The sequence below is a fragment of the Streptomyces sp. NPDC037054 genome (assembly GCF_055606745.1).
Window position 1 is genome coordinate 535,458 of sequence record NZ_JBVJSJ010000001.1, and the last position, 24,088, is coordinate 559,545.

Annotated in this window: 23 protein-coding genes; 11 read left to right on the forward strand and 12 right to left on the reverse strand. The window is 72.5% G+C overall.

What is annotated here, in order from left to right:
* Positions 1 to 59 precede the first annotated feature (59 nt).
* Complete coding sequence (greA, locus tag ACZ7D7_RS02370) at positions 60 to 557, forward strand: transcription elongation factor GreA (RefSeq protein ID WP_470821668.1); 498 nt, start codon at positions 60 to 62, stop codon at positions 555 to 557.
* Positions 558 to 643: 86 nt separating this feature from the next.
* Here the strand turns inward: greA and ilvA are convergent, their stop codons facing one another.
* Entirely contained in the window at positions 644 to 1,873 is a 1,230-nt protein-coding gene (gene ilvA, locus ACZ7D7_RS02375; RefSeq protein ID WP_470821670.1) for a threonine ammonia-lyase, read from the reverse strand.
* 157 nt (positions 1,874 to 2,030) lie between these two features.
* Here ilvA and ACZ7D7_RS02380 point away from each other — a divergent pair, with 157 nt between their 5' ends.
* The 3 genes from ACZ7D7_RS02380 (at position 2,031) to ACZ7D7_RS02390 (ending at position 3,559) form a co-directional block, all read left to right on the forward strand.
* Complete coding sequence (locus ACZ7D7_RS02380; protein WP_470822426.1) at positions 2,031 to 2,537, forward strand: MarR family winged helix-turn-helix transcriptional regulator; 507 nt, start codon at positions 2,031 to 2,033, stop codon at positions 2,535 to 2,537.
* Positions 2,538 to 2,763: 226 nt separating this feature from the next.
* Positions 2,764 to 3,267, forward strand: coding sequence for a sigma factor-like helix-turn-helix DNA-binding protein (locus ACZ7D7_RS02385; RefSeq protein ID WP_470821671.1), 504 nt, complete (start codon positions 2,764 to 2,766; stop codon positions 3,265 to 3,267).
* 82 nt (positions 3,268 to 3,349) lie between these two features.
* Complete coding sequence (locus ACZ7D7_RS02390; protein WP_470822427.1) at positions 3,350 to 3,559, forward strand: hypothetical protein; 210 nt, start codon at positions 3,350 to 3,352, stop codon at positions 3,557 to 3,559.
* Between the two features lie 75 nt (positions 3,560 to 3,634).
* Here ACZ7D7_RS02390 and ACZ7D7_RS02395 read toward each other — a convergent pair whose 3' ends face one another.
* Positions 3,635 to 4,789 (reverse strand): cystathionine gamma-synthase, encoded by a 1,155-nt coding sequence (locus ACZ7D7_RS02395; RefSeq protein ID WP_470821672.1) that lies wholly within the window; start codon positions 4,787 to 4,789, stop codon positions 3,635 to 3,637.
* 153 nt (positions 4,790 to 4,942) lie between these two features.
* Between ACZ7D7_RS02395 and ACZ7D7_RS02400 the strand changes: the two genes are divergently transcribed.
* The 4 genes from ACZ7D7_RS02400 to ACZ7D7_RS02415 all read left to right on the forward strand — a co-directional run bounded on the left by ACZ7D7_RS02400 (position 4,943) and on the right by ACZ7D7_RS02415 (position 8,658).
* Positions 4,943 to 6,061 carry a hypothetical protein gene (locus ACZ7D7_RS02400; RefSeq protein WP_470821673.1) on the forward strand — a complete coding sequence of 373 codons (1,119 nt, stop codon included), beginning with the start codon at positions 4,943 to 4,945 and terminating at the stop codon, positions 6,059 to 6,061.
* 90 nt (positions 6,062 to 6,151) lie between these two features.
* Positions 6,152 to 6,820, forward strand: a complete 669-nt coding sequence (msrA, locus tag ACZ7D7_RS02405; protein ID WP_470821675.1) for a peptide-methionine (S)-S-oxide reductase MsrA — start codon at positions 6,152 to 6,154, stop codon at positions 6,818 to 6,820.
* Between the two features lie 32 nt (positions 6,821 to 6,852).
* A complete protein-coding gene (msrA, locus tag ACZ7D7_RS02410) occupies positions 6,853 to 7,518 on the forward strand; it encodes a peptide-methionine (S)-S-oxide reductase MsrA (RefSeq protein ID WP_470821676.1) in 666 nt (221 codons plus the stop codon).
* A gap of 24 nt (positions 7,519 to 7,542) precedes the next feature.
* Positions 7,543 to 8,658, forward strand: coding sequence for an AI-2E family transporter (locus tag ACZ7D7_RS02415; protein WP_470821678.1), 1,116 nt, complete (start codon positions 7,543 to 7,545; stop codon positions 8,656 to 8,658).
* A gap of 4 nt (positions 8,659 to 8,662) precedes the next feature.
* On the opposite strand, the gene ACZ7D7_RS02420 is transcribed toward ACZ7D7_RS02415, so the two are convergent.
* Both ACZ7D7_RS02420 and ACZ7D7_RS02425 read right to left on the reverse strand, forming a co-directional pair.
* Positions 8,663 to 9,046, reverse strand: coding sequence for a VOC family protein (locus ACZ7D7_RS02420; RefSeq protein ID WP_470821679.1), 384 nt, complete (start codon positions 9,044 to 9,046; stop codon positions 8,663 to 8,665).
* 189 nt (positions 9,047 to 9,235) lie between these two features.
* Positions 9,236 to 10,279: an NAD(P)-dependent alcohol dehydrogenase gene (locus tag ACZ7D7_RS02425; protein WP_470821680.1), complete on the reverse strand. Its 1,044-nt coding sequence runs from the start codon at positions 10,277 to 10,279 to the stop codon at positions 9,236 to 9,238.
* 169 nt (positions 10,280 to 10,448) lie between these two features.
* Here ACZ7D7_RS02425 and ACZ7D7_RS02430 point away from each other — a divergent pair, with 169 nt between their 5' ends.
* Positions 10,449 to 11,354 carry a helix-turn-helix domain-containing protein gene (locus tag ACZ7D7_RS02430; protein ID WP_470821682.1) on the forward strand — a complete coding sequence of 302 codons (906 nt, stop codon included), beginning with the start codon at positions 10,449 to 10,451 and terminating at the stop codon, positions 11,352 to 11,354.
* A gap of 81 nt (positions 11,355 to 11,435) precedes the next feature.
* On the opposite strand, the gene ACZ7D7_RS02435 is transcribed toward ACZ7D7_RS02430, so the two are convergent.
* The 3 genes from ACZ7D7_RS02435 to ACZ7D7_RS02445 form a co-directional block, all read right to left on the reverse strand.
* Positions 11,436 to 14,747, reverse strand: a complete 3,312-nt coding sequence (locus tag ACZ7D7_RS02435) for a S8 family peptidase (protein WP_470822429.1) — start codon at positions 14,745 to 14,747, stop codon at positions 11,436 to 11,438.
* Positions 14,748 to 15,038: 291 nt separating this feature from the next.
* The gene (locus ACZ7D7_RS02440) at positions 15,039 to 16,298 is read right to left on the reverse strand and encodes a L,D-transpeptidase (RefSeq protein WP_470821684.1); all 1,260 of its coding nucleotides are present in this window, start codon (positions 16,296 to 16,298) and stop codon (positions 15,039 to 15,041) included.
* A 221-nt stretch (positions 16,299 to 16,519) separates the two neighbouring features.
* Complete coding sequence (locus ACZ7D7_RS02445; RefSeq protein ID WP_470821685.1) at positions 16,520 to 16,864, reverse strand: hypothetical protein; 345 nt, start codon at positions 16,862 to 16,864, stop codon at positions 16,520 to 16,522.
* A gap of 109 nt (positions 16,865 to 16,973) precedes the next feature.
* Here ACZ7D7_RS02445 and ACZ7D7_RS02450 point away from each other — a divergent pair, with 109 nt between their 5' ends.
* Complete coding sequence (locus ACZ7D7_RS02450) at positions 16,974 to 17,291, forward strand: hypothetical protein (RefSeq protein WP_470821687.1); 318 nt, start codon at positions 16,974 to 16,976, stop codon at positions 17,289 to 17,291.
* Between the two features lie 57 nt (positions 17,292 to 17,348).
* Here the strand turns inward: ACZ7D7_RS02450 and hutH are convergent, their stop codons facing one another.
* From hutH to ACZ7D7_RS02465, 3 genes are all read right to left on the reverse strand, one after another.
* Complete coding sequence (hutH, locus tag ACZ7D7_RS02455; RefSeq protein WP_470822430.1) at positions 17,349 to 18,887, reverse strand: histidine ammonia-lyase; 1,539 nt, start codon at positions 18,885 to 18,887, stop codon at positions 17,349 to 17,351.
* Between the two features lie 101 nt (positions 18,888 to 18,988).
* The gene (locus ACZ7D7_RS02460) at positions 18,989 to 20,146 is read right to left on the reverse strand and encodes a GGDEF domain-containing protein (protein ID WP_470821688.1); all 1,158 of its coding nucleotides are present in this window, start codon (positions 20,144 to 20,146) and stop codon (positions 18,989 to 18,991) included.
* 116 nt (positions 20,147 to 20,262) lie between these two features.
* The gene (locus ACZ7D7_RS02465) at positions 20,263 to 21,057 is read right to left on the reverse strand and encodes an enoyl-CoA hydratase/isomerase family protein (protein ID WP_470821690.1); all 795 of its coding nucleotides are present in this window, start codon (positions 21,055 to 21,057) and stop codon (positions 20,263 to 20,265) included.
* A gap of 215 nt (positions 21,058 to 21,272) precedes the next feature.
* On the opposite strand from ACZ7D7_RS02465, the gene ACZ7D7_RS02470 reads away from it, so the two are divergent.
* Positions 21,273 to 21,890 carry a hypothetical protein gene (locus ACZ7D7_RS02470; protein WP_470821692.1) on the forward strand — a complete coding sequence of 206 codons (618 nt, stop codon included), beginning with the start codon at positions 21,273 to 21,275 and terminating at the stop codon, positions 21,888 to 21,890.
* 5 nt (positions 21,891 to 21,895) lie between these two features.
* Here ACZ7D7_RS02470 and ACZ7D7_RS02475 read toward each other — a convergent pair whose 3' ends face one another.
* A complete protein-coding gene (locus tag ACZ7D7_RS02475; RefSeq protein ID WP_470821694.1) occupies positions 21,896 to 23,032 on the reverse strand; it encodes an adenylate/guanylate cyclase domain-containing protein in 1,137 nt (378 codons plus the stop codon).
* 119 nt (positions 23,033 to 23,151) lie between these two features.
* Positions 23,152 to 24,018, reverse strand: coding sequence for a biotin--[acetyl-CoA-carboxylase] ligase (locus ACZ7D7_RS02480; protein WP_470821696.1), 867 nt, complete (start codon positions 24,016 to 24,018; stop codon positions 23,152 to 23,154).
* Positions 24,019 to 24,088: the final 70 nt, after the last annotated feature.

Consider the following 24,088-nt stretch of genomic DNA (forward strand, 5'->3'; position numbering starts at 1 on the left):
AGGAACATGCTTCTGGGTAGGGCGATGCTTTGTCTTCCCAGTACCTACGAGGAGCACCTGTGACCCAGACCAGCGAGAACGTCACCTGGCTGACCCAGGAGGCGTACAACAAGCTCAAGGACGAGCTTGCGTACCTTACTGGTCCCGCGCGCACGGAGATCGCCGCCAAGATCGCCGCTGCGCGTGAGGAGGGCGACCTGCGTGAGAACGGCGGGTACCACGCGGCCAAGGAGGAGCAGGGCAAGCAGGAGCTCCGTGTGCGCCAGCTCACCCAGCTCCTCGAGAACGCCAAGGTCGGCGAGGCCCCGGACGCCGACGGCGCGGTGGCGCCCGGCATGGTCGTCACGATCGCCTTCGACGGCGACGAGGACGACACGCTGACCTTCCTGCTCGCCTCGCGCGAGTACGCGAGCGCCGACATCGAGACCTATTCGCCGCAGTCACCGCTGGGCACCGGCGTGATCGGCCACAAGGTCGGCGAGGACGCCCAGTACGAGCTGCCGAACGGCAAGAAGGCGTCGGTGCGGATCCTCAAGGCCGAGCCGTACGAGAGCTGACCCGTCCGTCGACGTCCTGAGCCGTGCCCCCGGAGCCTCTGCGGCGCCGGGGGCACACTCATGCGGTCGCGGACCGGTGCTCGGGGTCAGCCGATCACGGGGTAGCCCGCGTCGTGCAGGGCCCGGCCGACCTCGGCGCAGTGCGCCGGGCCCTTGGTCTCCAGGTGCAGCTCGACCTCCGCCTCCGTGAGCCCGAGCCGGGGATCCGTCCGCACGTGACTCACGTCGAGGACATTGGCGTCCACCCCTGACAACACGCCCAGAAGCGTCGCGAGCGCCCCCGGCCGGTCCGTCAGACGCAGCCGTACGGCCAGGTAGCGGCCCTGCGCCGCCATGCCGTGCCGCAGCACCCGCTGCATCAGCACCGGATCGACGTTCCCGCCGGACAGCACCGCCACGACCGGGCCCTCGAACGCGTCCGGCCGGCTCAGCAGCGCCGCCACCGGGCTCGCCCCGGCCGGCTCCACGACCAGCTTGGCCCGCTCCAGGCACAGCAGCAGCGCCGTGGACAGCTCGTCCTCCGTGACCGTGCGCACCTCGTCGACCAGTTCGCCGATGATCCCGAACGGCACGTCACCGGGCCGCCCCACCTTGATGCCGTCCGCCATCGTCGCCGGGTTGCGCACCGACACCGGCCGGCCCGCCGCCAGCGAGGGCGGATACGCCGCCGCGCCCTCCGCCTGCACACCCACGATCCGCACGTCCGGCCGCAGCGACTTCACCGCCACCGCTATGCCCGCCGCCAGCCCGCCCCCGCCGATGCCCACGACCACCGTGCGCACCTCGGGGCACTGCTCCAGGATCTCCAGGCCGACCGTGCCCTGGCCCGCGATGATGTCGTGGTGGTCGAAGGGGTGGATGAACACCGCGCCCGTCCGCTGCGCGTACTCCTCGGCGGCGGCCAGCGTCTCGTCGACCACCTGGCCGTGCAGCCGCACCTCCGCGCCGTAGTCCCGGGTGGCGCTGATCTTGGGCAGCGGGGCGCCCTTCGGCATGAACACCGTGGACCGCACGCCGAGCAGCGCCGACGCGAGGGCGACGCCCTGCGCGTGGTTGCCCGCGCTCGCCGCGACGACCCCGGCGGCCCGCTCCTCCGGCAGCAGCCCCGCGATCCGCACGTAGGCGCCGCGCAGCTTGAACGAGCCGGTCCGCTGGAGGTTCTCGCACTTGAGGTGGACCGGAGCGCCCACCAGCTGGGAAAGATGCCTGCTGCCCTCCATCGCGGTCACCCGCGCGACACCCAAGAGCATCTTCCGGGCGCCCCGGACATCGTCCGGAGTGACGGTCCGCAAGGAGTCAGCCGTGCTGTAGCTCATGACACAAGCATCGCAGTTCAGGGCGGAATCGGCCGCTGTGACCAACCTCCGAGACCGGATGCCGCAGCGCCGGTACACCCCGCCCCCCATCCGCGTACCCTGTCCCCCAACCAGCAGCCCTCCACGAAGTGAGCCCCCGGCCATGCCCACACCTGAAATGTCGATGGACATGACGACCGTCGGTGACACCGGTCTTCTCGAAACGCTGCAGCACGAAATGGCGGTGTTCGCGCGCCGTGCCGAACAGACCCGGCTCGGCGGGGTCGGACAGGTGCGCAACTCCATGGACCGCGCCGCCTATCTGCTGCTCAACCGACTCGACAAGGAAGGCCCGATGGGCGTCAAGGCGCTCGCCGCGAGCATGGGGATCGACTCCTCCACGGTCACCCGGCAGGTGGCCCCGCTCGTCGACACCGGCCTCGTCAAGCGCACCTCGCACCCCGAGGACGGGCGGGCCGTGGTGCTCCAGCTCTCCCCGCGCGGGCAGTCCCGTCTGAACGAAGTACGCGCGTCGCGGCGCCAGTTGATGGCCGAGCTGACGCACGACTGGGCGCCGGAGGAGCGCGAGGCGTTCTGCACGCTCCTCACGCGCCTCAACGGCGCGCTCTCCGCCCGCATGGCCGCCGCGCCGGACGCCCCCACCCCGGAGACCTCCGCCTCCTGAGCGCGCCACCCGCCCGACGCGACGGCTCGCCCCTCTTCCCGCGCGTCGCGTCGCGCACGCGCGCGTGCGCGCACGGTCGCCGATCCGCACCGGCCCCCTCAGCGCCCGAGCCGTGATCCGTACCCGGCTCTTGACCCGCGGGCCGCCCCTGGCCTCATATGAGATCGGGTCCTCGTCACAGGCGGCCGGGACCGACCTCACAAGTCGCCCTCAGCGGGGAGGCGCGGTGCGAGAACGGCACGCGTTCCAAGACGCCCGCCGGGCCCGTGAGTTCGAGGCGTTCGTCGCGGGCGCGGGCGGGCGGCTGCTGCACGCCGCGACCCTCCTCACGGCGGAGGCCCCGGACGACAACCCGCGCGCGCGGCGCCTGCTGACGCTCGCCCTGGCGCACACGTACGCGTGCTGGCACCGGATGCGCGGAGAGGACCCGTACGACCACGCCCGCCAGCACCTGGCCACCCGCTTCGCGCGCGGTGCGTGGCACCAGTACGGCGGCCTGGTCCGGGCCCGCCCGCACCCCGGCAGCCCGCTGGCCCGCCTCACCCCGCAGGAACGCCTGATCCTGGTGCTGCGGCTGTACGAGGGGGTCGCCGAGGAGCAGGCCGCCGCCCTGCTCGGCCTGTCCGCCGACCGCGTACGCGCGATCTGCGACCGGGCGACGACGACGCTGCTGCACCCGCCGCGCGGACCGGCGCCGGCGGTCGGCGGCCCGAAACCGGCGCCGTCATGAGCACGCCGGAACGCGCGACGTCCCGGCGCGGGAGGTGGTGGTCGTGAACGAGCGTGACCGGCAGGCCGCCGCGCGCCGGGCCATGGAACAGTCGCCGCCGCCCGTGCCGCCGGAGCTGTACGCGCAGGCGGTGCGGCGCGGCGGGCGCATGCTGCGGCGGCGGACGATCGCGCGTCGGCTGCTGTGGCTGGCGTTGGCCGCCGCGACCGTGGCGTTCTTCGTGTGGGCCGTGGCGGCACGGCCCTGGGTGGAGCCGCCGTCCGACACGACTCCACCCCTGACCGGCTGGTGAGCCCGGGCGCCGGCCCAGGATTCGCCGGCCCGGCCGGCCGCCCGTCGCCCGGGATCCAGTGCTGCGTCCGGAGCCCTAGCCGAGTGCCTGCTGGAGGTCGGCGAGGAGGTCGTCGACGTTCTCGATGCCGACGGACAGACGCACCAGGTCGGCGGGGACCTCCAGGGCCGAACCGGCCGCGGAGGCGTGCGTCATGCGGCCCGGGTGCTCGATCAGGGACTCCACGCCGCCGAGGGACTCGCCGAGCGTGAACACCTGGGCGCGGTTGCACACCTCGACGGCCGCCTCCTCGCCGCCCCGCACACGGAACGACACCATGCCGCCGTACGCCTTCATCTGCTTCGCGGCGACCTCGTGACCGGGGTGCTCGGGCAGGCCCGGGTACAGCACGCTCGTCACGCGCGCGTGGCGGGACAGCATGTCGGCGACCTTCACGGCGTTCTCGCTGTGCCGGTCCATGCGCACCGCGAGCGTCTTCGTGCCGCGCAGCACCAGCCACGAGTCGAAGGGCCCGGCGACCGCGCCCATCGCGTTCTGGTGGAAGGTGAGCTCCTCGCCGAGCGCCTCGTCGTTGACGATCAGCGCACCGCCGACGACGTCGGAGTGGCCGCCCATGTACTTCGTCAGGGAGTGCACGACGACGTCCGCGCCGAGCGAGAGCGGCTGCTGGAGGTACGGCGTGGCGAAGGTGTTGTCGACGACGAGGCGGGCGCCCGCGTCCCGGGCGATCTGAGCGACGGCGGCGATGTCCGTGATGCCGAGCAGCGGGTTGGAGGGCGTCTCCACCCACACGACCTTGGTCTTCGGCGTGATCGCGGCCCGCACGGCGGCGGGGTCGGAGGTGTCGGCGACCGACCACTCCACGCCCCAGCGGGAGACGACCTTGGCGAACAGGCGGAACGTGCCGCCGTACGCGTCGTTGGGGATGACCACGTGATCGCCGGGGCTGAGCAGCGTGCGCAGCAGGCAGTCCTCGGCCGCCAGTCCGGACGCGAACGCGAGCCCGCGGCGCCCGCCCTCCAGGGCGGCGAGGTTCTCCTCGAGGGCGGTCCTGGTGGGATTGGCGCTGCGGCTGTACTCGTAGCCGCCGCGCAGCCCGCCCACGCCGTCCTGCTTGTAGGTCGAGACCTGGTAGATCGGCGGGACGACCGCGCCCGTCAAGGGATCGGCGGTGTTGCCCGCGTGGATCGCGAGCGTCTCGAAGTGCTCACTGAAGTGCCTGTCGCTCATGGGCACCGAGCGTAATGCGCCACGGGCCCCGATGACGCCCCACCGGCCGCGGCAGGAACCGGCAGAGGGCCCGGGCCCGCGTCCGGCGCGGAGTTTTCCACAGGTCGTGCACCGGGTTGGCCAATTGTCCGCGCCGTCTGGTTCGCTTGTGACATGGAGATTTTGTGGGTCCTGATGGCCGCGATCATGCTCGGCGTCGTGCTGCTCCCCTTCCTCAGGCGCCGCCGCGGCATGATCGAGCAGGTCCACCCGGGCCACCCGGACGCCGCGGACCCCGAGAACTACGGATTCGCGCGCGAGGAGGAGCTGGACATCCGCATGCCCGGCCCCGACCAGGACCTGCTGGACGTCCTGGACGTCGTGCAGGGCACCCAGGACTACCGGGCGGCGCAGCAGCTCCTCGCCGGCACCGAGGCGGACGGCGAGCGGCGCTGGCAGCGGGTGCAGGCCTTCGCGGGTGCCGCGTCGCTGGAGCTGCAGCAGCGGCCGGGCGGCGCCGGCGAGTCGCCGGGCGGTCAGTGGCTGCGGGTGTGGCGCGCCGAGGCGCCCAAGGACGCGGGCGGCGCGGCGGTGCACGCCGAGTTCCTGGTGCAGCAGGCGTGGCGGACGGCGACGCCGGGCACGGACGAGTTCCGGATCATCATGGAGGAGGCGAAGGCGGCCTGCGCCGACGCGGCGCTGCTCGCCCCCGGCGACCCGATCCCGTACATCGTCGAGCTGTCCGTCGCGCGCGGTCTGGCGTACTCGCGGCCCGAGTTCGAGCAGCTGTGGCTGAAGATCCTGGACCGCGCCCCGACGCACATGGGCGCGCACCTGGCGGCGCTGCACTACTGGTGCGAGAAGTGGCACGGCTCGCGCGAGCTGGCCTACGAGTTCGCGGAGGCCGCGGCGGCCCGCGCCCCGCAGGGCTCCCTGCTGTCGGCGATGCCGCTGTTCGCGGTCTTCGAGCACCTGCCGGAGGTGACGCTGGTCAGCGGCTTCTACCAGAGCGAGGTCGTGACCAAGGCGATGCACGGCGCGCTGCACGCGGTGCACTCGGCGCGCCCCGACGACCCGATGTCGGCGCACGTCCGCCATCTGCTGGTGTTCTTCCTGGTGCGGGCCGAGCGCTGGGCGGAGGCCATGAACCAGCTGATACACATCGACGGCCACGTCGGCGCCCTGCCCTGGACGCTGTCGCGGGACCCGGCGGCGGAGTTCGCGGTGTACCGGGCGCTGGCGGTGGCGGGCTACGAGGCGAACGGCGGGAGCCCGGCGACGCTGCCGCACTGACCGGGCGGCCCCGCCGGAATTCCGCACCGGCGGCGCACGTTCACTGAAGGGGTGCCCCCGACCGGCGCCTCGATTGGAGTGGGAGACCGCATGTTCCTCTACAGCCGTACGCCTCAACTGCCGACGCCCGAGCAGGCCCTGCCCGGCCGCCCGGAGCCGACGTACACGGTCCCGGACCGCCACACGGTCCTCGGCAACCCGCTCCTCGGCCCCTACCCGGAGGGCCTGGAGGTCGCCGACTTCGGCATGGGCTGTTTCTGGGGCGCCGAGCGCAAGTTCTGGCAGCTCCCGGCCGGCGTGTGGACGACCCTCGTCGGCTACCAGGGCGGCTACACCGAGCACCCCACGTACGAGGAGGTCTGCTCGGGGCAGACGGGCCACACTGAGGTCGTCCGCGTGGTGTTCGACCCCGAGGTGACATCGTACGAGCGGCTGCTGAAGACGTTCTGGGAGTCCCACGACCCGACGCAGGGCTTCCGCCAGGGCAACGACGTGGGCACGCAGTACCGCTCGGCGGTCTACACCCACACCCCGGAGCAGGCGGCGACCGCGGAAGCGTCCCGCGAGGCCTACCAGAAGGTCCTGACGGCCTCGGGCCACGGCACGATCACGACGGAGATCCTCCCGGCCGAGGGCCGCGCGTTCTACGCCGCGGAGGCGTACCACCAGCAGTACCTGGACAAGAACCCGGCGGGCTACTGCGGGATCGGCGGGACGGGAGTCTCCTGCCCGATCGGTGTCGCGCCGGCCGAGGGCTGACAGCACGCGCGGGGACCACGAGGGGGACGTCCATGTCGTTCGCACGGAAGCAGCACCAACTGCGCCTGCCCACGCCGGAGGAGGCCCCGCCGGGCCGCTCCGCGCCGGCGTACGAGGTGCCGGAGAAGCACACCGTTCTCGGGACGCCGCTGCTCGGCCCCTACCCGGAGGGGCACGAGGTCGCCGACTTCGCCCTCGGCTGCTTCTGGAGTGCCGAGCGCCGGTTCTGGCAGCTGCCCGGCGGCGTGTGGACGACCCTCGTGGGCTTCCAGGGCGGCTACACCCCCCACCCGACGGACGACGAGATCCGCAGTGGGCTGACCGGGCACGCGGAGACGGTGAGGGTGGTGTTCGACCCGGCGAAGGTCTCCTACGCCCGCCTGCTCCAGCTGTTCTGGGAGTCGCACGACCCGACACAGGGCTTCCGCCAGGGCAACGACGTGGGCACGCACGTCCGGTCGATCCTCTTCACCCACTCCCCCGCCCAGCACGCGGCGGCCGAGCGGAGCCGCGAGAGCTACCAACAGGCCCTCACCGCCGCCGGGTACGGCCCGATCACCACGGAGATCCTGCCGGCCGAGCGGTACCCGTTCTACCCGGCGAGTGAGCGGCACCAGCAGTACCTGTCGGACGCCAAGAACCCGGCGGGCTACTGCGGGTTGGGCGGCACAGGTGTGAGGGCGGCGATGTCCGTGTGACGTGCGTACCCATAAGGTGCTCACGTGACAGCTCAATTGAGTTCCAGGAAGACCCGCGACGCGCTGCGGACGTCGGCGCGTGTGTCCGGCGAGTTGCTGCTGGTGCTGGTGATGCTCGCGGTGACTTTGTGGATCATGGGCCGGATGTGGTCCGTCGTGTGGCCACTCGTCGTCGGTCTGATCCTGACCACGCTCACCTGGCCCGCGGCGCGTTTCCTGCGTCGGCACGGCTGGCCGGCCGCGCTCGCCGCGGCGGTCGTGACCGTGCTGTTCCTGCTGGTCGCGGCCGGCGTCGTCGCGTTGATCGCGGTGCCGGTGGCGTCCCAGTCGGGTGAGCTGACCGACGGCGTGGTCGAGGGCATCCAGCGGCTGCGCGAGTGGGCCGCCGGGCCGCCGTTGAACATCGGCGACGCCCAGATCAACAAGGCCTTCGACACCGCGGTCGCCCGCGCGCAGGACGGCCTCGGCAGCGCGGTCTCCACCGTCGTCACCGGCGTGGGGACCGTGGTGAACGGCGTGGTCACCGCCGTCCTGGCAGTGTTCCTGATGTTCTTCTTCCTCAAGGACGGCCCGCGGTTCCTGCCCTGGCTGTCCCGGCAGCTGCCCGGCCGGTTCGCCACCGACGTGCCGGTCGTGGCGGCGCGCGGCTGGGAGACCCTGGGGTCGTTCGTGCGGTCCCAGGCGGCCGTCGGCCTGCTCGACGCCGTACTGATCGGACTCGGCCTGTGGATCCTCGGGGTGCCGCTGGTGCTGCCGCTGGCGGTGCTGACCTTCGTCTCGGCGTTCGTGCCGATCATCGGCGCGCTGTTCGCCGGTTTCGTCGCGGTGCTGATCGCGCTGGTCTCCAACGGGCTGACGGACGCGCTGATCGTGCTGGCGATCATCGTGGTGGTGCAGCAGCTGGAGGGCAACGTGTTCCAGCCGATCATCCAGAGCCGCGGCCTCGGCCTGCACGCGGCGGTGATCCTGCTCGCGGTGACGCTGGGCGGCAACCTCGCCGGCATCGTGGGCAGCCTGCTCGCCGTACCGGCCGCCGCCCTGATCGCGGTCGTCTGGAACTACGTCCGCGAACAGCTGGGCGAACCCCTGCCGGAGCCGGGCGGCGCCGGTGAGCCACCCGCCGGCGCGCCCGCGTCCTGACGGCTCACTGCCCGCTGCCGTAGGGCCGGGTGAGGATCTCCAGGTTGTGGCCGTCGGGGTCGTCGAAGTAGGCGCCCCGGCCGCCGTCGTTGTGGTTGATCTCGTCGGGGTGGCGGTGGTACGGGTCGGCCCAGTACGGGAGGCCGGCCCGCCGGATGCGGGCGAAGATGGCGTCGAAGTCGTCCTCGGAGACCAGGAACGCGTAGTGCTGGGGCTTGATGTCGCCGGACGTGTCCATGTAGTCGAGGGTCACGCCGTTCGGGATCTCGACCGGAAGGAAGGGACCGTACGGCGCGCCTACCTTCAGGTCCAGGAGGTCGGCCAGGAAGTGGGCCGAGGTCTCCTTGTCACGGGCGGCGACGATGGTGTGGTTCAGCTGGACGGTCATCGTGTGCGGGCCTCCTCGCAGGGCACGGCCGGGCCGAGCGGCCCGGCACCCGGTACGTCTCCACGCTAGATCCGTACCCGGTGGGCCCGCATCGGTCCCCGGTCCGGTCCGGGCTCGGTCCCGGGTCCGGTCCCGGCCTACGACCACGGCCCGAGACCCCGGCCCGCTCCGGCGTACCCGGCGGCCGCGTCAGATCGTCGCCGTGTCGATCACGAAGCGGTAGCGCACGTCGCTCGCCACGACGCGCTCGTACGCGTCGTTGATCTCGGACGCCGCGATGAGTTCGATCTCCGCGCCGAGGCCGTGCTCCGCGCAGAAGTCGAGCATCTCCTGGGTCTCGGCGATGCCGCCGATCATGGAGCCGGCCAGCGACTTGCCGCCGCCGATCACCGAGAACAGGTTGAGGGACACCGGCTCCTCGGGGGCGCCCACGTTCGCCAGGACGCCCTGCGTCTTCAGCAGCGACAGGTAGGCGCCGAGGTCGAGCGGGGCCGAGACCGTGGAGACGATCAGGTCGAAGGTGCCCGCGAGCTCCTCGAAGGTCTTCGGGTCACTGGTGGCGTAGTAGTGGTCGGCGCCCAGCTTCAGCCCGTCGTCCTTCTTGCGCAGGGACTGCGACAGCACCGTCACCTCGGCGCCCATCGCGTGCGCGATCTTGACGCCCATGTGGCCGAGGCCGCCCAGGCCGACGATCGCGACCTTCTTGCCGGGACCGGCGTTCCAGCGCTTGAGCGGCGAGTACAGCGTGATGCCGGCGCACAGCAGCGGCGCCGCCTCGTCGAGCGCGATGCCCTCGGGGATGCGCACGACGTAGTTCTCGTCGACGACGATCTTCTGCGAGTAGCCGCCGTAGGTGGGCTCGCCGTCCTTGCCGACGGCGTTGTACGTGCCGACCATGCCGCCGCCGGTGCAGTACTGCTCCAGGCCTGCCCGGCAGTTGTCGCACTCGCGGCAGGAGTCGACCATGCAGCCGACGCCCACGCGGTCGCCGACGGCGTACTTGGTGACGCCGGGGCCGACCTCGGAGACGACGCCGGCGATCTCGTGGCCGGGGACCATCGGGAAGATCGCCTCGCCCCAGCCCTCCCGGGCCTGGTGGATGTCGGAGTGGCAGATACCGGCGAACTTGATGTCGATCAGCACATCGAACTCGCCGACGGCCCGGCGTTCGATGGTGGTGCGCTCCAGCGGAGCCTTGGCGGCGGGTGCGGCGTACGCGGCGACAGTGGTCATGCCGAGGGTTCTCCTAGGTGGTCGTGCGCCCGGCTGCCTTCCGTCCGGGCACGTCGTCCAGCGTGCCGGACGGCCGGGAGTCCACCCAGGCCCTGGCTTTGCGTACGTTCGCCGTGCGTACCACTGGCGGGGTCAGGCTGCCGGGCGTACGACCGGGAATACTGGAGACATGGACGAACAGCCCGAAACCGTGCCGGAGACCGGCGCGGGCCTGGACCGGCGCGCGGAGCTCAGCGAGTTCCTGCGCACCCGGCGTGCCCGGCTGAAGCCGGAGGACGTGGGGCTGCCGCAGTACGGCCGGCAGCGCCGCGTGCCGGGGCTGCGCCGCGAGGAGCTGGCGCAGCTCGCCGGGGTGTCCGTGGCGTACTACACGCGTCTGGAACAGGGCAACGGGCGGAACGTGTCGGCGGAGGTGCTGGACTCGATCGCCCGCGCGCTGCGGCTGACCGACGCCGAGCACGCGCACCTGACGCATCTGGCGAAGCCGAAGCAGCACAAGAGGAAGCCGGTGGCGAAGACGCAGCAGGTGCGGGGGGCGCTGCGGCAGCTGCTGGACTCGATCGACGGCGTGCCCGCGTACGTCACGGGCCGGCGCACCGACATCCTCGCCTGGAACACCATGGCCGCGGCCGTCTTCGGCGACTGGGCGGAGCTGCCGGCGCAGGAGCGGAACTGGGCGCGGCTGGTGTTCCTGCGCCCGGACTACCGCGAGCTGTTCGTGGACTGGGACCAGAAGGCGTCCGACATCGTCAGCTTCCTGCGCATGGACGCGGGCTGCCACCCGGACGATCCGCGGCTGTCCTCGCTGGTGGGCGAGTTGTCCGTGAAGAGCGAGGAGTTCCGGCGGCTGTGGGCCACGCACGACGTCAAGGAGAAGGGCCACGGGGTGAAGCGCCTGCGGCACTCGCTCGTCGGTGATCTGACGCTGTACTTCGAGTCGTTCCAGCTCGTCGACGACGGCGGGCAGTCGCTGATCACGTACCACGCCGAGCCGGGCTCCCCGTCGGCCGAGGCGCTGCGCCTGCTGGCCAGCTGGGGCGCGGACGCGACCCGCGCGGGGACCGGCGCCGCCTGACAGGGCGGCGGGGCCCGCCGGCGGCCGTGCGTACGGCTGCCGGCGGGCCCCTCTCGCCTCAGCGAGTCACAATCGGCCGTCCTACTTCCCGTAGTACGCGTCGTGGATCGCGACGGTCGACGTGTTGCCCTTCGTGTCGACGACTTCGGCGCGGAAGGAGATCGACTTCCCCTTCGCCGGGTTCTTCACGAAGATCGCACCCTTCTTCACGCCGGTCTTCTTCCAGGTCCTGCCCTGGTCGTACGACACGTAGGCCGTCAGCGACTTGAGGCCCGCGCCCTTGGCCGCGCCCTGGACGGTGAGCGGGATCCTGACCTTCCTGTTGGCCGGGGCCGTGCTGTCCAGGCCGGTCTCGGCGCCGAACCGGACCGTGGAGGCGGGCAGTCGCGTGAGGTCGGCGGTCTTCTTCGAGCGGAAGGTCCAGCTCGCGTCGATCCGGCTCGCGGCCGAGGCGACCTCGGCGTCGCGCTTCACGGACGTGGTCAGGCGGTACCGGGCGTCACCGGCCGGGACCTTGAACGGCTTCTCGCCGAACAGCGGGTCGTCGTTCGAGGCGACCTTTGTGCCGTCGCGGTAGAGGGTGGTGCGGACCGAGGAGAACAGCGACGAGCCGGCGTTGCCCTTGCCGTCCGCGAACAGCGGCAGGCTGCCGTACAGGTCGTTGCCGTCGCGGAAGAGGCCGAAGTCCGCGGTGAGGCGCGGGCCGAAGACCGCCGTGTTGAACGTCTTCGCGTACGTCTTGCCCGCCTGGAACTTCTGCGCCCGGCCGAGGGTGTAGAACGCCTCGGTGACCGGGAAGCCGTCGGCGTCGAGGCCGCCCTGCTGCTCGAAGTCGACCTCCCAGGTCACGCCGTCGCCGGTGGACAGGTTCAGGGTGCGGGTGCCGGGGAGGGTCTGCGGCACGCCGACGGAGGACGCGGAGAAGGCGCCGGGCAGCCAGCCGGTCGCGGAGACCGCGCCCTTCTTGCCCTTGACCGACGCGCCGAGGCCCGCCTTGACCTTCGCGAAGTCGCCCGTCTTGTAGCGGCGGGTGAATCCGGTGGCGAGCTGATCGACCGGACCGCCGGCCACGGTGTCGTACTGCTCCTTGCCGCCCTTGGTCCAGTGGCCGTCCCACTGCTGGCTCAGCGAGCCGTCGGTGATCTTCGGGCCGAGGTGCTTGGTGCGGAAGTTGTCGTAGCCGTCCAGCCACCAGCCGAAGGCGTAGCCGGAGTCGGCCGTCTCGATCGCGAAGTCGGCCGAGGCGAACACCGACTCGGCGGCCGGGTCGGGCACGGTGATGTCCACGGGCTTCGCGGTGCGGGCGTCGAGCGTGACCGCGGTCTTCTTCGTGACGTCCAGCCGGGGCTGGGCGATCCAGTCGGCGCCCTGGTAGACCTCCGGGTCGTCGCCCGCGTAGAGCGCGGAGTTGAGGACGTAGCGGCCCCTGGGCACGCGGACGGTGACGGTGCCGTCGGCCTCGTACGGCGTGAACCACTTCTGGTCGGCGAGGCCGGAGACGCCGGTCAGGTCGGTGTTGTAGTTGGCGGTCGGCCTGCCGTCACGGCCGAGGAACTTCAGCGTGACGTCGTACGACTCCACCTCGCGCTGTACGGCGGCCGCCGTGCGGACGGTCTGGCCGCCGCCCGTCGCGGTGACGTACGCGGAGTAGGCACCGTCGACGGTGCCGCCGAGCTTGGTGTTCACGGTCACCGGGACGGAGGCGGTGCCGCCCGCCGGCACGGTGACGGTGGCCTTGCCGAGCGTGAAGAAGCCCGCCGGGGCCGTCCGGCCCTTCGGGTCGGTGGCGGTGGACGTCAGGGTGAGCGTGACGTCCTCGGTGCCGAGGTTGCGGTACGTCAGCTGCTTGGTGACGGGCTTGTCGTCGGTGTGCGGCCACTGCTGGACGCCGAACGACACGGACACCGGCTCGGCGATCACCGTCTGGCCGACGGCCCTGTCGACCTGGACGCGGCCGGAACCCTGCTGGAACGCGGTGTGATCGCCGCCCTTCGTGGAGCCGGTGAGGGCGCCCTTCAGCTCGGCGTACGTCCAGTCGGGGTGCTGCTGCTTGAGGATCGCCGCCGCGCCCGCGACGTGCGGGGTGGCCATCGACGTGCCGGAGATGGTCAGGTACCCGGCGGGCTTCTCGCCGACCTCCCGGGCGATGGCGCTGCCCGGCGCGGCGGCCGCGGTGATGTCCACGCCCGGCGCGGTGACGTCGGGCTTGATCGCACCGTCGAGGCCGGGGCCGCGGCTGGAGAACGACGCGAGTTCGTCCCGGTCGTCGACCGCGCCGACGGTGAGGGCGGCCTTGGCGCTGCCCGGTGAGCCGACGGTCTGCTCGCCGAAGTCGCCGTCGTTTCCGGCGGCGACGGCGAACAGGATGCCCTTGTCGGCCGACAGCTTGTCGACCGCCGCCTCCAGCGGGTCGGTGTCGGGGGTGTCGGCGCCGCCCAGGCTGAGGTTGACGACGTCGGCGCCCTGCTCGGCGGCCCACTCCATGCCGGCGAGGATGCCGGAGTCGTCGCCGTAGCCGTCGTCGCCGAGCACCTTGCCGTTGAGCAGCTTCGCGCCCGGCGCGACGCCCTTGTAGGCCCCGCCGCCCTTCGCGCCGGTGCCGGCGGCGATGGACGCGACGTGCGTGCCGTGGCCGACCTTGTCCGTGGCGTCGGCGGACGTCGAGAAGTTCTTGGCCGCGACGACCTGGTCCTTCAGGTCCGGGTGGGTCGCGTCGACGCCGGTGTCCAGGACGGCGATCTTCACGCCCTTGCCGTCGTATCCGGCCGCCCAGGCCTTGGGGGCGCCGATCTGCGGCACGGACTTGTCGAGGCTGGCCCGGCGGACGCCGTCGAGCCAGACGTGCGCGATGCCGGAGGCGGTGCGGTCGCCGTCGGTGACGGCCTTCCACAGCTCGGGCGTGGCGTCCCGGGGCGTCTGCACGGCGTCGGCGTTGAGGGTCTTCAGGCTGCGGCGGAGCGTGCCCGCGTCGCGGACGTCGGCCTTGGTGGCGGTCGCCGCGCCGCGGTAGCCGACGATGACCTTCAGTCCGCCGCGCTGTGCCTTGCGGGTGGCGGCCCTGCCGAGTTCGGTGACGTCGAACAGGCGCCGGTCGAGCGTGCCGGTGGCGACGAGCCGGGCGGCGTCGGCCGGGATCACGAGGGTGTGGCCGTCGACGCGGCGGATCTGGACGGGTATGTGCTCGCGGCCCTCGGCGCGTTCGATGCCGGTGACCCGGCCCTTGGCGTCGACGGCGACGCGGTCGCCGGTGATGAGGGTGACGCGGTCCTTCGCGGTGAGCTGCGCGGCGCCGGCCGGGCGCTGCTCGGGCCGCGCCGCCGCCGGGCCGGCCAGGCCCGCGGCGAGGGCCACGGCGGTGGCCACCGCGACGGTGGTCACGCATGCCTTGTTCACTTGTCTGCGCAAGATTCCCCCTGGCTGGAGTTCCGGACGAATCCCCGTTCGCCCGGCCGGGGGTGGTCTCGCACGCGCGTGCGTGCGCCCCCGGATCTCGCAGTATGCAGGGGCGGTTGGGGCGTCTCAACGACGCCGGGCATGGTCGGCAAACCGCCTGCCGTCCGTAACGCGACCGCGCGAACTCCGTTACACATTCGCGTGGTTGACAGCCCGGAACCGGGCCGCAAAACACCGGTGCCGCCCCGAGGGGCGGCACCGGTCGACGAAGAGTGCGGGGGAAGTCCGGCGTCAGACCGCCGAACCCGCCTTCCACTGCTCCCAGCTCATGTTCCAGCCGTTGAGGCCGTTGTCGGGGGCGACGGTCTTGTCGCCGGTGTTCTGCACGACGACCACGTCACCGAGGATCGTGTTGTTGTAGAACCACGCGCCCGGCATCTTCGGGTCGTTGGCGCCCTTCTTGTCCTGGAGGCCGACGCAGCCGTGGCTGGTGTTGGCGTTGCCGAAGACGCCCGGTCCGCCCCAGTAGTTGCCGTGGATGAACGTGCCGGAGCTGGTCAGACGCATGGCGTGGGGCACGTCCTTGATGTCGTACTCGCCCTTGCCGTCGTCGTCGGTGAAGCCGACCGTGGCGCCGTTCATCCGGGTCTCCTTGAACTTCTCGGAGATCACCATCTGGCCCTCGTACGTCTTGTTCTCGGGCGAGCCGGCGGAGATCGGGATCGTCCGGACGGTCTTGCCGTTGCGCGTGACCTTCATCTGCTTGGTCTTCGCGTCGACGTAGGAGACCTGGTTGCGGCCGATCTTGAACGTCACCGTCTTCTGCTGGACGCCGTAGACGCCCTCGGCGCCCTCGACGCCGTCCAGGGCGAGCTTCAGGGTGACGGTCTGGTTCTCCTGCCAGTAGTCCTCGGGGCGGCAGTCCATGCGGTTGGCGTTGAACCAGTGGCAGGCGACCTCCTGGCCGCTGCTGGAGCTGACGGTGATGCCCTGCTGGACGGCCGTCTTGTTGGTGATCGCCTTGTCGAAGTTGATCGACACGGGCATGCCCACGCCGACGGTGGTGCCGTCGTCCGGCGTGAAGTTGCCGATGAAGCTGTTGTCCGGGGAGACCGTGGTGAACGACGCGTTCTCGTGGGCGGCACGGCCCTCGGAGTCCGTCGCGCTCGCCGAGAGCTTGTAGGTGGTGGCGCGCTCCAGCTGGACGGTGGGCTTCCACGAGGTCTTGTCGGCGGATATCTCGCCCTCGACCGCGGTGCCGTCGGACGTCTTCATCGTCACTTCGGTGAGCGTGCCCTTGCTCACGGTGACGGTGGCGGAGTTGTTGATGGAGGCGTTGTTCGAGCCGTCCTTCGGCGTGATCTTGATCTGTGCCTCGGAGCTCTTCTCGGCCGCGGCCTCGTCGACCTTGGCCTGGGAAGAGGCGTCACCGCCCTTGCCCCCGTCGCTGGCCGTGGCGTCCTCGCCACCGGAACAGGCCGAGAGCACCAACACTCCGCCGAGCAGTGCGGACGCGACCGTGAGGCCCTTGCGCCGCTTACTGTCCGTCATCACACGCTTCTCCATCGTTGCCGAATCCCGAAACCCCAGGAGTCCTCGTCAAGAACTTCCAACGCTACGACCGGTTCGTCCCGTTCCACATTCCTCGGATGTGTGGGGCACACCACGTCGCCGAGGCGGGCGGGTGCGGGTGGTCGGTCGGCGCGCTCCTTGAGACGACGAAACCCCGGGCGGCGGTTGCCGCCCGGGGTCACGAATTTCCCCAAGCCGCGTCAGACAACCGCCTCTTCCTCGTCGTCTTCCCCGTCATCATCCTCGTCCATGTCCCAGTCGGGTGAGTCGGGGTCGTAGTCGATGCGCTCGCTGCTCCAGGAGGCCTGCTGGAGTTCCACTCCGGGCACCTCGCTGACCAGGTCGAACGGGTCGACGAGGTGGGCGAGCGCCTCCGCGGTGTCTTCCGTCACAGCGCTCTCGGCGTGGGCACGCTCCGCCTCGGGCATCCCGGGGTCGCTTGCGATCCGGCCGAGGGCGGCCGACGTCAGGGCGGCCTCGTCCTCGACTTCGAGAACGAGTTCCACGCGAACCCGCACAAAACGTGATGTGTCTTCAGTGCTCATGCCGGGAGCGTACGGTGCCGCGCTCCTGTGACTTTCCCGTGACCCGCGCCTTTCACTAACATCGCTCCACACGGCCAATTCGCCAGCGCCACAAGGGGATCGATATTCCGTGTCATCCGCTCGCCGATCGTTGCTGACCGCCACCGCCGCGGGGACCCTGCTGGGCGCCCTGTGGTTCGTTCCCTCCGCGAACGCGACGGCGGAAAACCCGGCCAGAGCACTGTCGTCGGCGAACCCCGCGCCCCAGGTCACGGCACAGGCGAGGGTCGCGGCGGCGAACGCCTCCGAGGTCGCGCCGCAGGAGGCCCGGCTGGCCGACACCGGCAGCTTCGACAGCACGCCGTACGTCACCGGCGGCACGCTCTTCCTCGCCCTCGGCGCGGGCTTCGTGGTGTATTCCGTGCGCCGCGAACGGCTCGGTCTCTGAGTCCGGTCCCGGAACACGCCGAAGGCCCCACCGAACGGCGGGGCCTTCGCTCGTCGGCTACTTCAGCGGGCCGGTGACCGACTCGACCGCCGCGAGGAGCCGCCCCTCGCGCACGAACGCCTCGGCGGCCGCCAGGTCGGGCGCCAGGAACCGGTCGGGTCCGGGCCCTCGCACGCCGGCCTCGCGCGCGGCCTCGATGACGGCCCGGGAGGCCGGGGCCGGGGTGAGTCCCTCGCGCAGTTGGACGGCGCGCGTCGCGGCGTACAGCTCGACGGCGATGACGCGCGTGAGGTTGTCCACGGCCGTGCGCAGCTTGCGCGCCGCAGACCAGCCCATGGACACGTGGTCCTCCTGCATCGCGGAGGACGGGATCGAGTCGGCGGACGCCGGTACGGCCAGCCGCTTCAACTCGCTGACGAGGGCGGCCTGCGTGTACTGAGCGATCATCAGGCCGGAGTCCACGCCCGCGTCGTCGGCGAGGAACGGCGGCAGGCCGTGGCTGCGGTTCTTGTCGAGCAGCCGGTCGGTGCGGCGCTCGGCGATGGAGCCGAGGTCGGCGGCGGCGACGGCGAGGAAGTCCAGGACGTAGGCGACGGGCGCGCCGTGGAAGTTGCCGTTGGACTCGACCCTGCCGTCGGGGAGGACGACGGGATTGTCGACGGCGGCGGCCAGTTCGCGCTCGGCGACGAGCCGGGCGTGCGCGATGGTGTCGCGTCCGGCGCCGGCGACCTGCGGGGCGCAGCGCACCGAGTAGGCGTCCTGGACGCGGGGCGCGTCGTCCTGGTGGTGCCCGGTCAGGCCCGAACCCTTCAGTACGGCGGCCATGTTGGCGGCGCTGGCGGCCTGGCCGGGGTGCGGCCGGATGGCGTGCAGTTCGGGGGCGAGGACCTTGTCCGTGCCGAGCAGGGCCTCCAGGGACAGGGCGGCCGTGACGTCGGCGGACTTGTAGAGGGTGTCGAGGTCGGCGAGCGCCATGATCAGCATGCCGAGGATGCCGTCGGTGCCGTTGAGGAGGGCGAGGCCCTCCTTCTCGCGCAGTTCGACGGGCCGGATGCCGTGCTCGGCCAGCAGTTCGCCGGCGGGCCGGACGACGCCGTCGGGGCCCTCGGCGTCGCCCTCGCCCATCAGCGCGAGCGCGCAGTGGGACAGCGGCGCGAGGTCGCCGGAGCAGCCGAGCGAGCCGTACTCGTGCACGACCGGGGTGATCCCGGCGTTGAGGACGTCGGCCATGGTCTGCGCGACCTCGGGGCGGACGCCGGTGTGCCCGGAGCAGACGGTCTTCAGCCGCAGGAACATCAGGGCCCGGACGACCTCCCGCTCGACGCGCGGGCCCATGCCGGCGGCGTGCGAGCGGACGATGTTGCGCTGCAGCTGGGCGCGCAGCTCCGGGCTGATGTGCCGGGTCGCCAGGGCGCCGAAGCCGGTGCTCACCCCGTAGACGGGGTCGGGCTTGGCCGCCAGGGCGTCCACGATCTCGCGGGCCGCGGCGAGTGCGGCCACGGCCTCGGACGACAGCTCGATGCGGGCACCGCCGCGCGCCACGGCGAGCACGTCGGACGCGGTCACGCCGGCGGTCCCCACCACCACAGTGTGCATATCCATATTCAGGAGCGTACGCACTGAATTCACGACTGTCACCACTGGGGGTGGGGGTCACCCCTTACCGTTGCGTCACACCTCCCGCCGCGCCCGCACGCTCACTCGCCGGGCGCGTGCCGGCCCCGGAAGCGGCGGCGCTCGCCGTTCGGGTCCCGGGGCGGCGAGTCCGCGAGCCGGATCACCGGGTCGTCGGGGCCCTCCCGCCCGGCGACGACCGGCCTGGTGGCCCGTACGGCCTTGGCCTGGTACTGGGCGGCGTCCGCGAGCCGGAACAGCCGGCGGGCGGAACGCACCGTCCCGATCGCGTCCTCGGTCGAGGCGACCCCGCAGGCCACCCCCTCGCCGAGCTCCAACTCGGCGGCCCGGCGGCACAGTTCGTCGGCCACCTTCACCACGTCGTCGGCGGCCGGGCCGACCGCGAGCAGACAGAACTCGTCGCCGCCGAGCCGCGCCGCGAGCGCGCCCGGCAGTATCGCCCCGCACAGCGACAGCACGGAACCGAAACGTTCCAGCAGACGGTCGCCGACGGCGTGCCCCTGGGTGTCGTTGACCCGCTTCAGCCCGTTGAGGTCGCAGACGACGAGACTGACGACCACGCCGTCGCCGCGGTGCCGCTCGATCGCCTCCTCCAGCCGTACGTCGACGGCGCGGCGGTTGGCGAGACCGGTGAGCGCGTCGGTGAACGCCAGCCGCCTCGCCTCCTCGATCCGCTCGGTCTGCGCGATCCCGGCGGCGACGACGGAGGCCAGGACGGTGGCGAAGTCCGCGTCGGACCGGTCGAAGACCGGCTCGCCCATCGGCCGCGCCACGTACAGCTCGCCCCAGGCCCTGCCGTGCAGCACGATCGGCGCGACGACGCAGCAGCCCCGGCCCCGGCGGCGCAGCGCGGCGACGCGCTGGTGGACGTAGCCGGGCTGCCGGTCGGCGGCCGGCCCCTCCACCGTCTCGACCCACGCGTCGGGCTCGCCGCCCTGCGCCCACCGTTCGTGCAGGAACTCGGTGATCTCCGGGAACTGGTGCACGGGGTAGGCCTCGTCCTCCGGGAACTCCTCCTCGCCCGCCGCGCGGTGTCCGACGTTGACGAGGACGCGCAGCCGCCCCAGTTCGCGTTCCCACACCGACAGCGCCGCGAAGTTGCCGCCCAGCGCGTCGCACGCGCCGACGGCCGCCGCCCGCCACGCCTCACGCACGTTGTGTGCGGCGGCCATGCTCTGCGCCAGCGCCACGACGGCCGTGAGCCGCCTGTCCTCACCCATCACTCCAGGCTAGGGACAATCGGGACGAACCGGGATGTCGGCATTCGGGGGTTGGGCCGTTTGTGCGGGTCAGAAGCCTCACGCGAGGTCCCGCGCGCCTTCGGAGGCAGTCCTCGTCACTCCCCCGGCCACCGCGGCGCGCGCTTCTCGTTGAAGGCCGCCACGCCTTCCGCCCGGTCGCCGGAGAAGGCCACCGAGCGCCACGCCGCGTCCTCGACCTCCAGGCCGGCCCGCAGGTCCAGGCCGTGCCCGAGCCGCAGGGCCCGCTTGGCGGCGCGCAGGCCCACCGGAGAGTTCGCCGCGATACGGGCCGCCAGCGCCAGCGCCGCCGTACGGTCCTCGCCCTCGTCCACCAGCTCGTCGACCAGCCCCAGCTCCCGGGCCTCGGCGGCCTCCAGCCGGCGCGCCGAGAAGATCAGCTCCGCCGCGCGGGCCGCGCCCACCCGCCGCGGCAGCAGCTGCGTACCGCCGCCGCCCGGGATGACGCCCACGGACACCTCGGGCAGCCCCACCACGGCCGTGCGGTCGGCCACGATCAGGTCGCAGGACAGCGCCAGCTCGAAGCCGCCGCCCAACGCGAACCCGTGCACCGCGGCGATCGTCGGCATCGGCAGCTCCAGCACGCCGGCGTACGCGGCGCGCGCGACGGGGCGCTGGCGCATCAGGTCGGCGTCGGTGAAGGAGTTGCGCTCCTTCAGGTCGGCCCCCACGCAGAACGCCCGCTCGTGCGTCGAGGTCAGGACGACCACGCGGGCGCTCCTGTCCTCGCCGAGCGCCGCGCAGGCCGCGGCGAGAGACCGGGCCATGCCGGTCGAGACGGCGTTCATGGCCTTGGGCCGGTCGAGGACCAGCTCCGCGACGTGCTCGTGCCGCCGCACCAGCACGAACTCCCCGAACCGCTCCTCACTCATGACACCCTCCCGGTTAACGCGGGTTAACAAGACTGGCCCGATCATCGCAGCCCGGCCCGTCCGGCGAAAGCCCGGGCCCGGTCGGCGCCTCTGCCACCCGCCCTGCACCCGTTCGAGTGACATCGGGTCAACCCGGCCCCCGTCACCCTCCGGCCCTCATAGCGTGCGTCCACCACGGCGCATTGGGGGGCGTGCGTGGGGTGGGGAGGAGCACGATGACGACGCACACGCCGGGAACGGCAGAGCCGGACACGCCGGAAGCGACCCGGGGCCGGCACCGCCGCCGGCCCCGTCGGCGCAGGCTGCTGCTCCTCGCCGGGAGTCTCGTCCTGGCGGCCGGAGCGCTGAGTCTCGTACGGCTGGCGCCCGAGTCGGGGGTCGGCGGCCTGGACGTGGCCGAGGCGGCACCGGAACGGGGCTCCGTGTCCGCCACGGGCCGGGCAGCACGCCCCACCGACGGCACGGACGGCGCTTCGAGGGGGCCGCGCGTGGCCCCGTCCGCCCTCTCCACGGCCCCCGCCGTCACGACCGCGAGCCCGCTCCCCGGCGACGACGTCACCACGTCGGACACCGCCACGACCGCACGCGGCGACGGCAGGGACCCGGAGGCCCCGACGGGCCCGCCCGCGTCCGACGGCCCGTCCACCGCCCCGGAGCCGGAGGCACCCGCGCCGACGAGCCCCGCCCCACGGCCACCGGCGACCGACGAGCCCCCACGCCCGGAACCCACGCCCACGCCCACGCGGAGCACGCCACCACCCGCGCCGGACCGCCCGGGCCTCTGCCTGCCGGTCGTCAACGTCTGTGTGGACCTGGACCTCGGAGGCGGCTGACCGGGCTATCCCGCCGACGCCGTCCCGTTCCGCCTGCTCAGGAGCCACGGTTCGACCACCCCGAGGCCACGTACCGGGCGCTGCCACATCGGCTGGAGGGCGCAGCGGTAGGCCGGGGGCTCCTCGCCCTCCTTCTCCGCCGCGGCCGCCGCCTCCGCCGCCGCGGCCTCCGAGGCGGGCGCGTCGCCGGTGCGGACGAGTTCCTCGGCGAAGGCGCTGTCGACGAGGACCGCGTCCCGGGGCGCTATCGACGTCAGCCGGGAGGCGAGGTTCACGGTCGTGCCGAAGACATCGCCCATCCGGGTGGTGACCGTGCCGAACGCCATGCCCACGCGCAGCTCCGGCATCGTCTCGTCGTTCGCCATGGTCTCGATGAGGCGCAGGGCGATCTCGGCGGCCGTACCGGCGTCGTCGGCCACCCACAGCACCTCGTCGCCGAGCGTCTTGATGAGCCGCCCGCCGCGGGCGGCCACGAGGTCGGCGGCGGTCGTCTCGAAGGCCTCGACCAGCTCGCCGAGCTCCTCCTCCTCCATGCGGCGGGTCAGCCGCGTGAAGCCGACGAGGTCGGCGAAGGCGACGGCGAGCCGCCGGTCGACCATCTCCTCGTCGTCGGCGGCCTGCACGACGCGGCCGGCCGACGCGGCGAGCTGGCGCCGCCACACGTAGACGAGGAACTCCTCCAGCTCGGGCAGGAGCAGCTCGACGATCGGGTACGTGACCTCGGTGCGGGTCATGCCCGGCTCGGGCGGCTCGGTCAGGCCCTCCAGGAAGGAGTCGATCTGCCACTCGGCGAGCCGGCCCGTGGTCTGCCCGGTGGAGCGGGCCACCTGCACGGCCATCGCCTCGCTGAGCAGCCCGGCCTCCACGAGACCGGCGAGGCGCCGCAGCGCCAGGACGTCCGCCTCCGTGAGCGCCTTGGCCTGCCCGACGTCGGCGAAGCCCATGGCCCGCCAGAAGCGGGTGGCCAGTTCCATGGTGACGCCCGCGCTGCGGGCCGCCTGGAAGGGGGTGTAGCGGCGCTCGGCGCCCAGGATGAGCTGTTCGAGGCGCAGCGCGAGGGGGTTGTCCTCACCGGAGTCGGCGGGGTCGGGGTCGACCCGGCCGTGTGCGCCGGTGTCGGAGCCCGAGTCGTCGACGGTCACGCCTGTTGCCCTTCCGATCTGCCGCGGTCAGGTATCGACCGGCCTCAACTGTACGGCAGGTGTGGGCCACCTCACTCCCTCGGCGACGTCGCCGGTGGGAGGCGTGGGCGGCCCTCCTGTCACGCCGGTCGCAGGTGCACGATGTCGCCCGCTCCCACGGGTTCCTGCACGCCGTTCTCGGTGGCCAGCACCAGCCGTCCGTCGCCGTCCACGGCGACGGCCTCGCCGCTGATCGAGCGGTCCCCGGGAAGTTCCGCGCGGACCACCCGTCCGAGGGTGGCGCAGCCCGCCGCGTACGTCTCCTGCAAGCCGCTGGCCGCCGGGTCCCCGCCGGAGCGACGCCACTTCACGTACCACTGTTCGAGCGATCGAAGCACGCCGCGCAGCAGCGGATCGCGATCGGTGCCGGTGGCGCCGGCGAGGGCCAGGGACCCGGCCTGCGGGACCGGCAGCTCGTCGGCGCGGAGGCTGACGTTGACGCCGACGCCGATCACCACGCCCCGGTCGCCCGCGTGCTCGGCGAGGATGCCGCCCGCCTTGCGTTCCTCGCCGTTTACGGTCACGAGGAGGTCGTTGGGCCACTTGAGTGCCGTGTCGACGCCCGCCGCGCGGGACAGGCCGGTCGCCACGGCCACGCCGGTGAGCAGCGGCAGCCAGCCCCAGCGGGCCACCGGCACCTCGCCGGGGTTGAGCAGGACGGAGAAGAACAGGCCGGAGCGGGGCGGCGCGGTCCACTGCCGGTCGAGCCGGCCCCGGCCGGAGGTCTGTTCCTCGGCGATCAGGACGGCGCCCTCGCGGGCCTCGCCCTTCGCCGCGAGGTCCACGAGGTCGGAGTTGGTGGAGCCGGTCCGCTGCACCACGTCCACCTGGGACCACAGGCCGCCCTCGCGCACCAGCGCCCGCCGCAGGGCAGCGGCGTTGAGGGGCGGGCGGTCGAGGTCCGACCACCGGTTGTCGTTCGCGTCTGAAGCATCTTGCGGCGTCATGCAAGCCACCCTAGGTGTGGTAAACGCCGCACTGCCGATCGATGGGGCCCCCACTAGTCTACGGATCAGT

Bases quoted from the DNA above. Each gene is read 5' to 3' on its own strand.
- ACZ7D7_RS02420 (WP_470821679.1), bottom strand. From the start codon at position 9,046: ATGACCGTCCAGCTGAACCACACCATCGTCGCCGCCCGTGACAAGGAG.
- ACZ7D7_RS02460 (WP_470821688.1), bottom strand. From the start codon at position 20,146: ATGGGTGAGGACAGGCGGCTCACGGCCGTCGTGGCGCTGGCGCAGAGC.
- ACZ7D7_RS02400 (WP_470821673.1), top strand. From the start codon at position 4,943: ATGGAGATTTTGTGGGTCCTGATGGCCGCGATCATGCTCGGCGTCGTG.
- msrA (WP_470821676.1), top strand. From the start codon at position 6,853: ATGTCGTTCGCACGGAAGCAGCACCAACTGCGCCTGCCCACGCCGGAG.
- ACZ7D7_RS02440 (WP_470821684.1), bottom strand. From the start codon at position 16,298: ATGACGGACAGTAAGCGGCGCAAGGGCCTCACGGTCGCGTCCGCACTG.
- ACZ7D7_RS02430 (WP_470821682.1), top strand. From the start codon at position 10,449: ATGGACGAACAGCCCGAAACCGTGCCGGAGACCGGCGCGGGCCTGGAC.
- ACZ7D7_RS02395 (WP_470821672.1), bottom strand. From the start codon at position 4,789: ATGAGCGACAGGCACTTCAGTGAGCACTTCGAGACGCTCGCGATCCAC.
- hutH (WP_470822430.1), bottom strand. From the start codon at position 18,887: ATGCACACTGTGGTGGTGGGGACCGCCGGCGTGACCGCGTCCGACGTG.
- ACZ7D7_RS02425 (WP_470821680.1), bottom strand. From the start codon at position 10,279: ATGACCACTGTCGCCGCGTACGCCGCACCCGCCGCCAAGGCTCCGCTG.
- ACZ7D7_RS02465 (WP_470821690.1), bottom strand. From the start codon at position 21,057: ATGAGTGAGGAGCGGTTCGGGGAGTTCGTGCTGGTGCGGCGGCACGAG.
- ACZ7D7_RS02470 (WP_470821692.1), top strand. From the start codon at position 21,273: ATGACGACGCACACGCCGGGAACGGCAGAGCCGGACACGCCGGAAGCG.
- ACZ7D7_RS02380 (WP_470822426.1), top strand. From the start codon at position 2,031: ATGTCGATGGACATGACGACCGTCGGTGACACCGGTCTTCTCGAAACG.
- msrA (WP_470821675.1), top strand. From the start codon at position 6,152: ATGTTCCTCTACAGCCGTACGCCTCAACTGCCGACGCCCGAGCAGGCC.
- ACZ7D7_RS02445 (WP_470821685.1), bottom strand. From the start codon at position 16,864: ATGAGCACTGAAGACACATCACGTTTTGTGCGGGTTCGCGTGGAACTC.
- ACZ7D7_RS02390 (WP_470822427.1), top strand. From the start codon at position 3,350: ATGGAACAGTCGCCGCCGCCCGTGCCGCCGGAGCTGTACGCGCAGGCG.
- ACZ7D7_RS02480 (WP_470821696.1), bottom strand. From the start codon at position 24,018: ATGACGCCGCAAGATGCTTCAGACGCGAACGACAACCGGTGGTCGGAC.
- ilvA (WP_470821670.1), bottom strand. From the start codon at position 1,873: ATGAGCTACAGCACGGCTGACTCCTTGCGGACCGTCACTCCGGACGAT.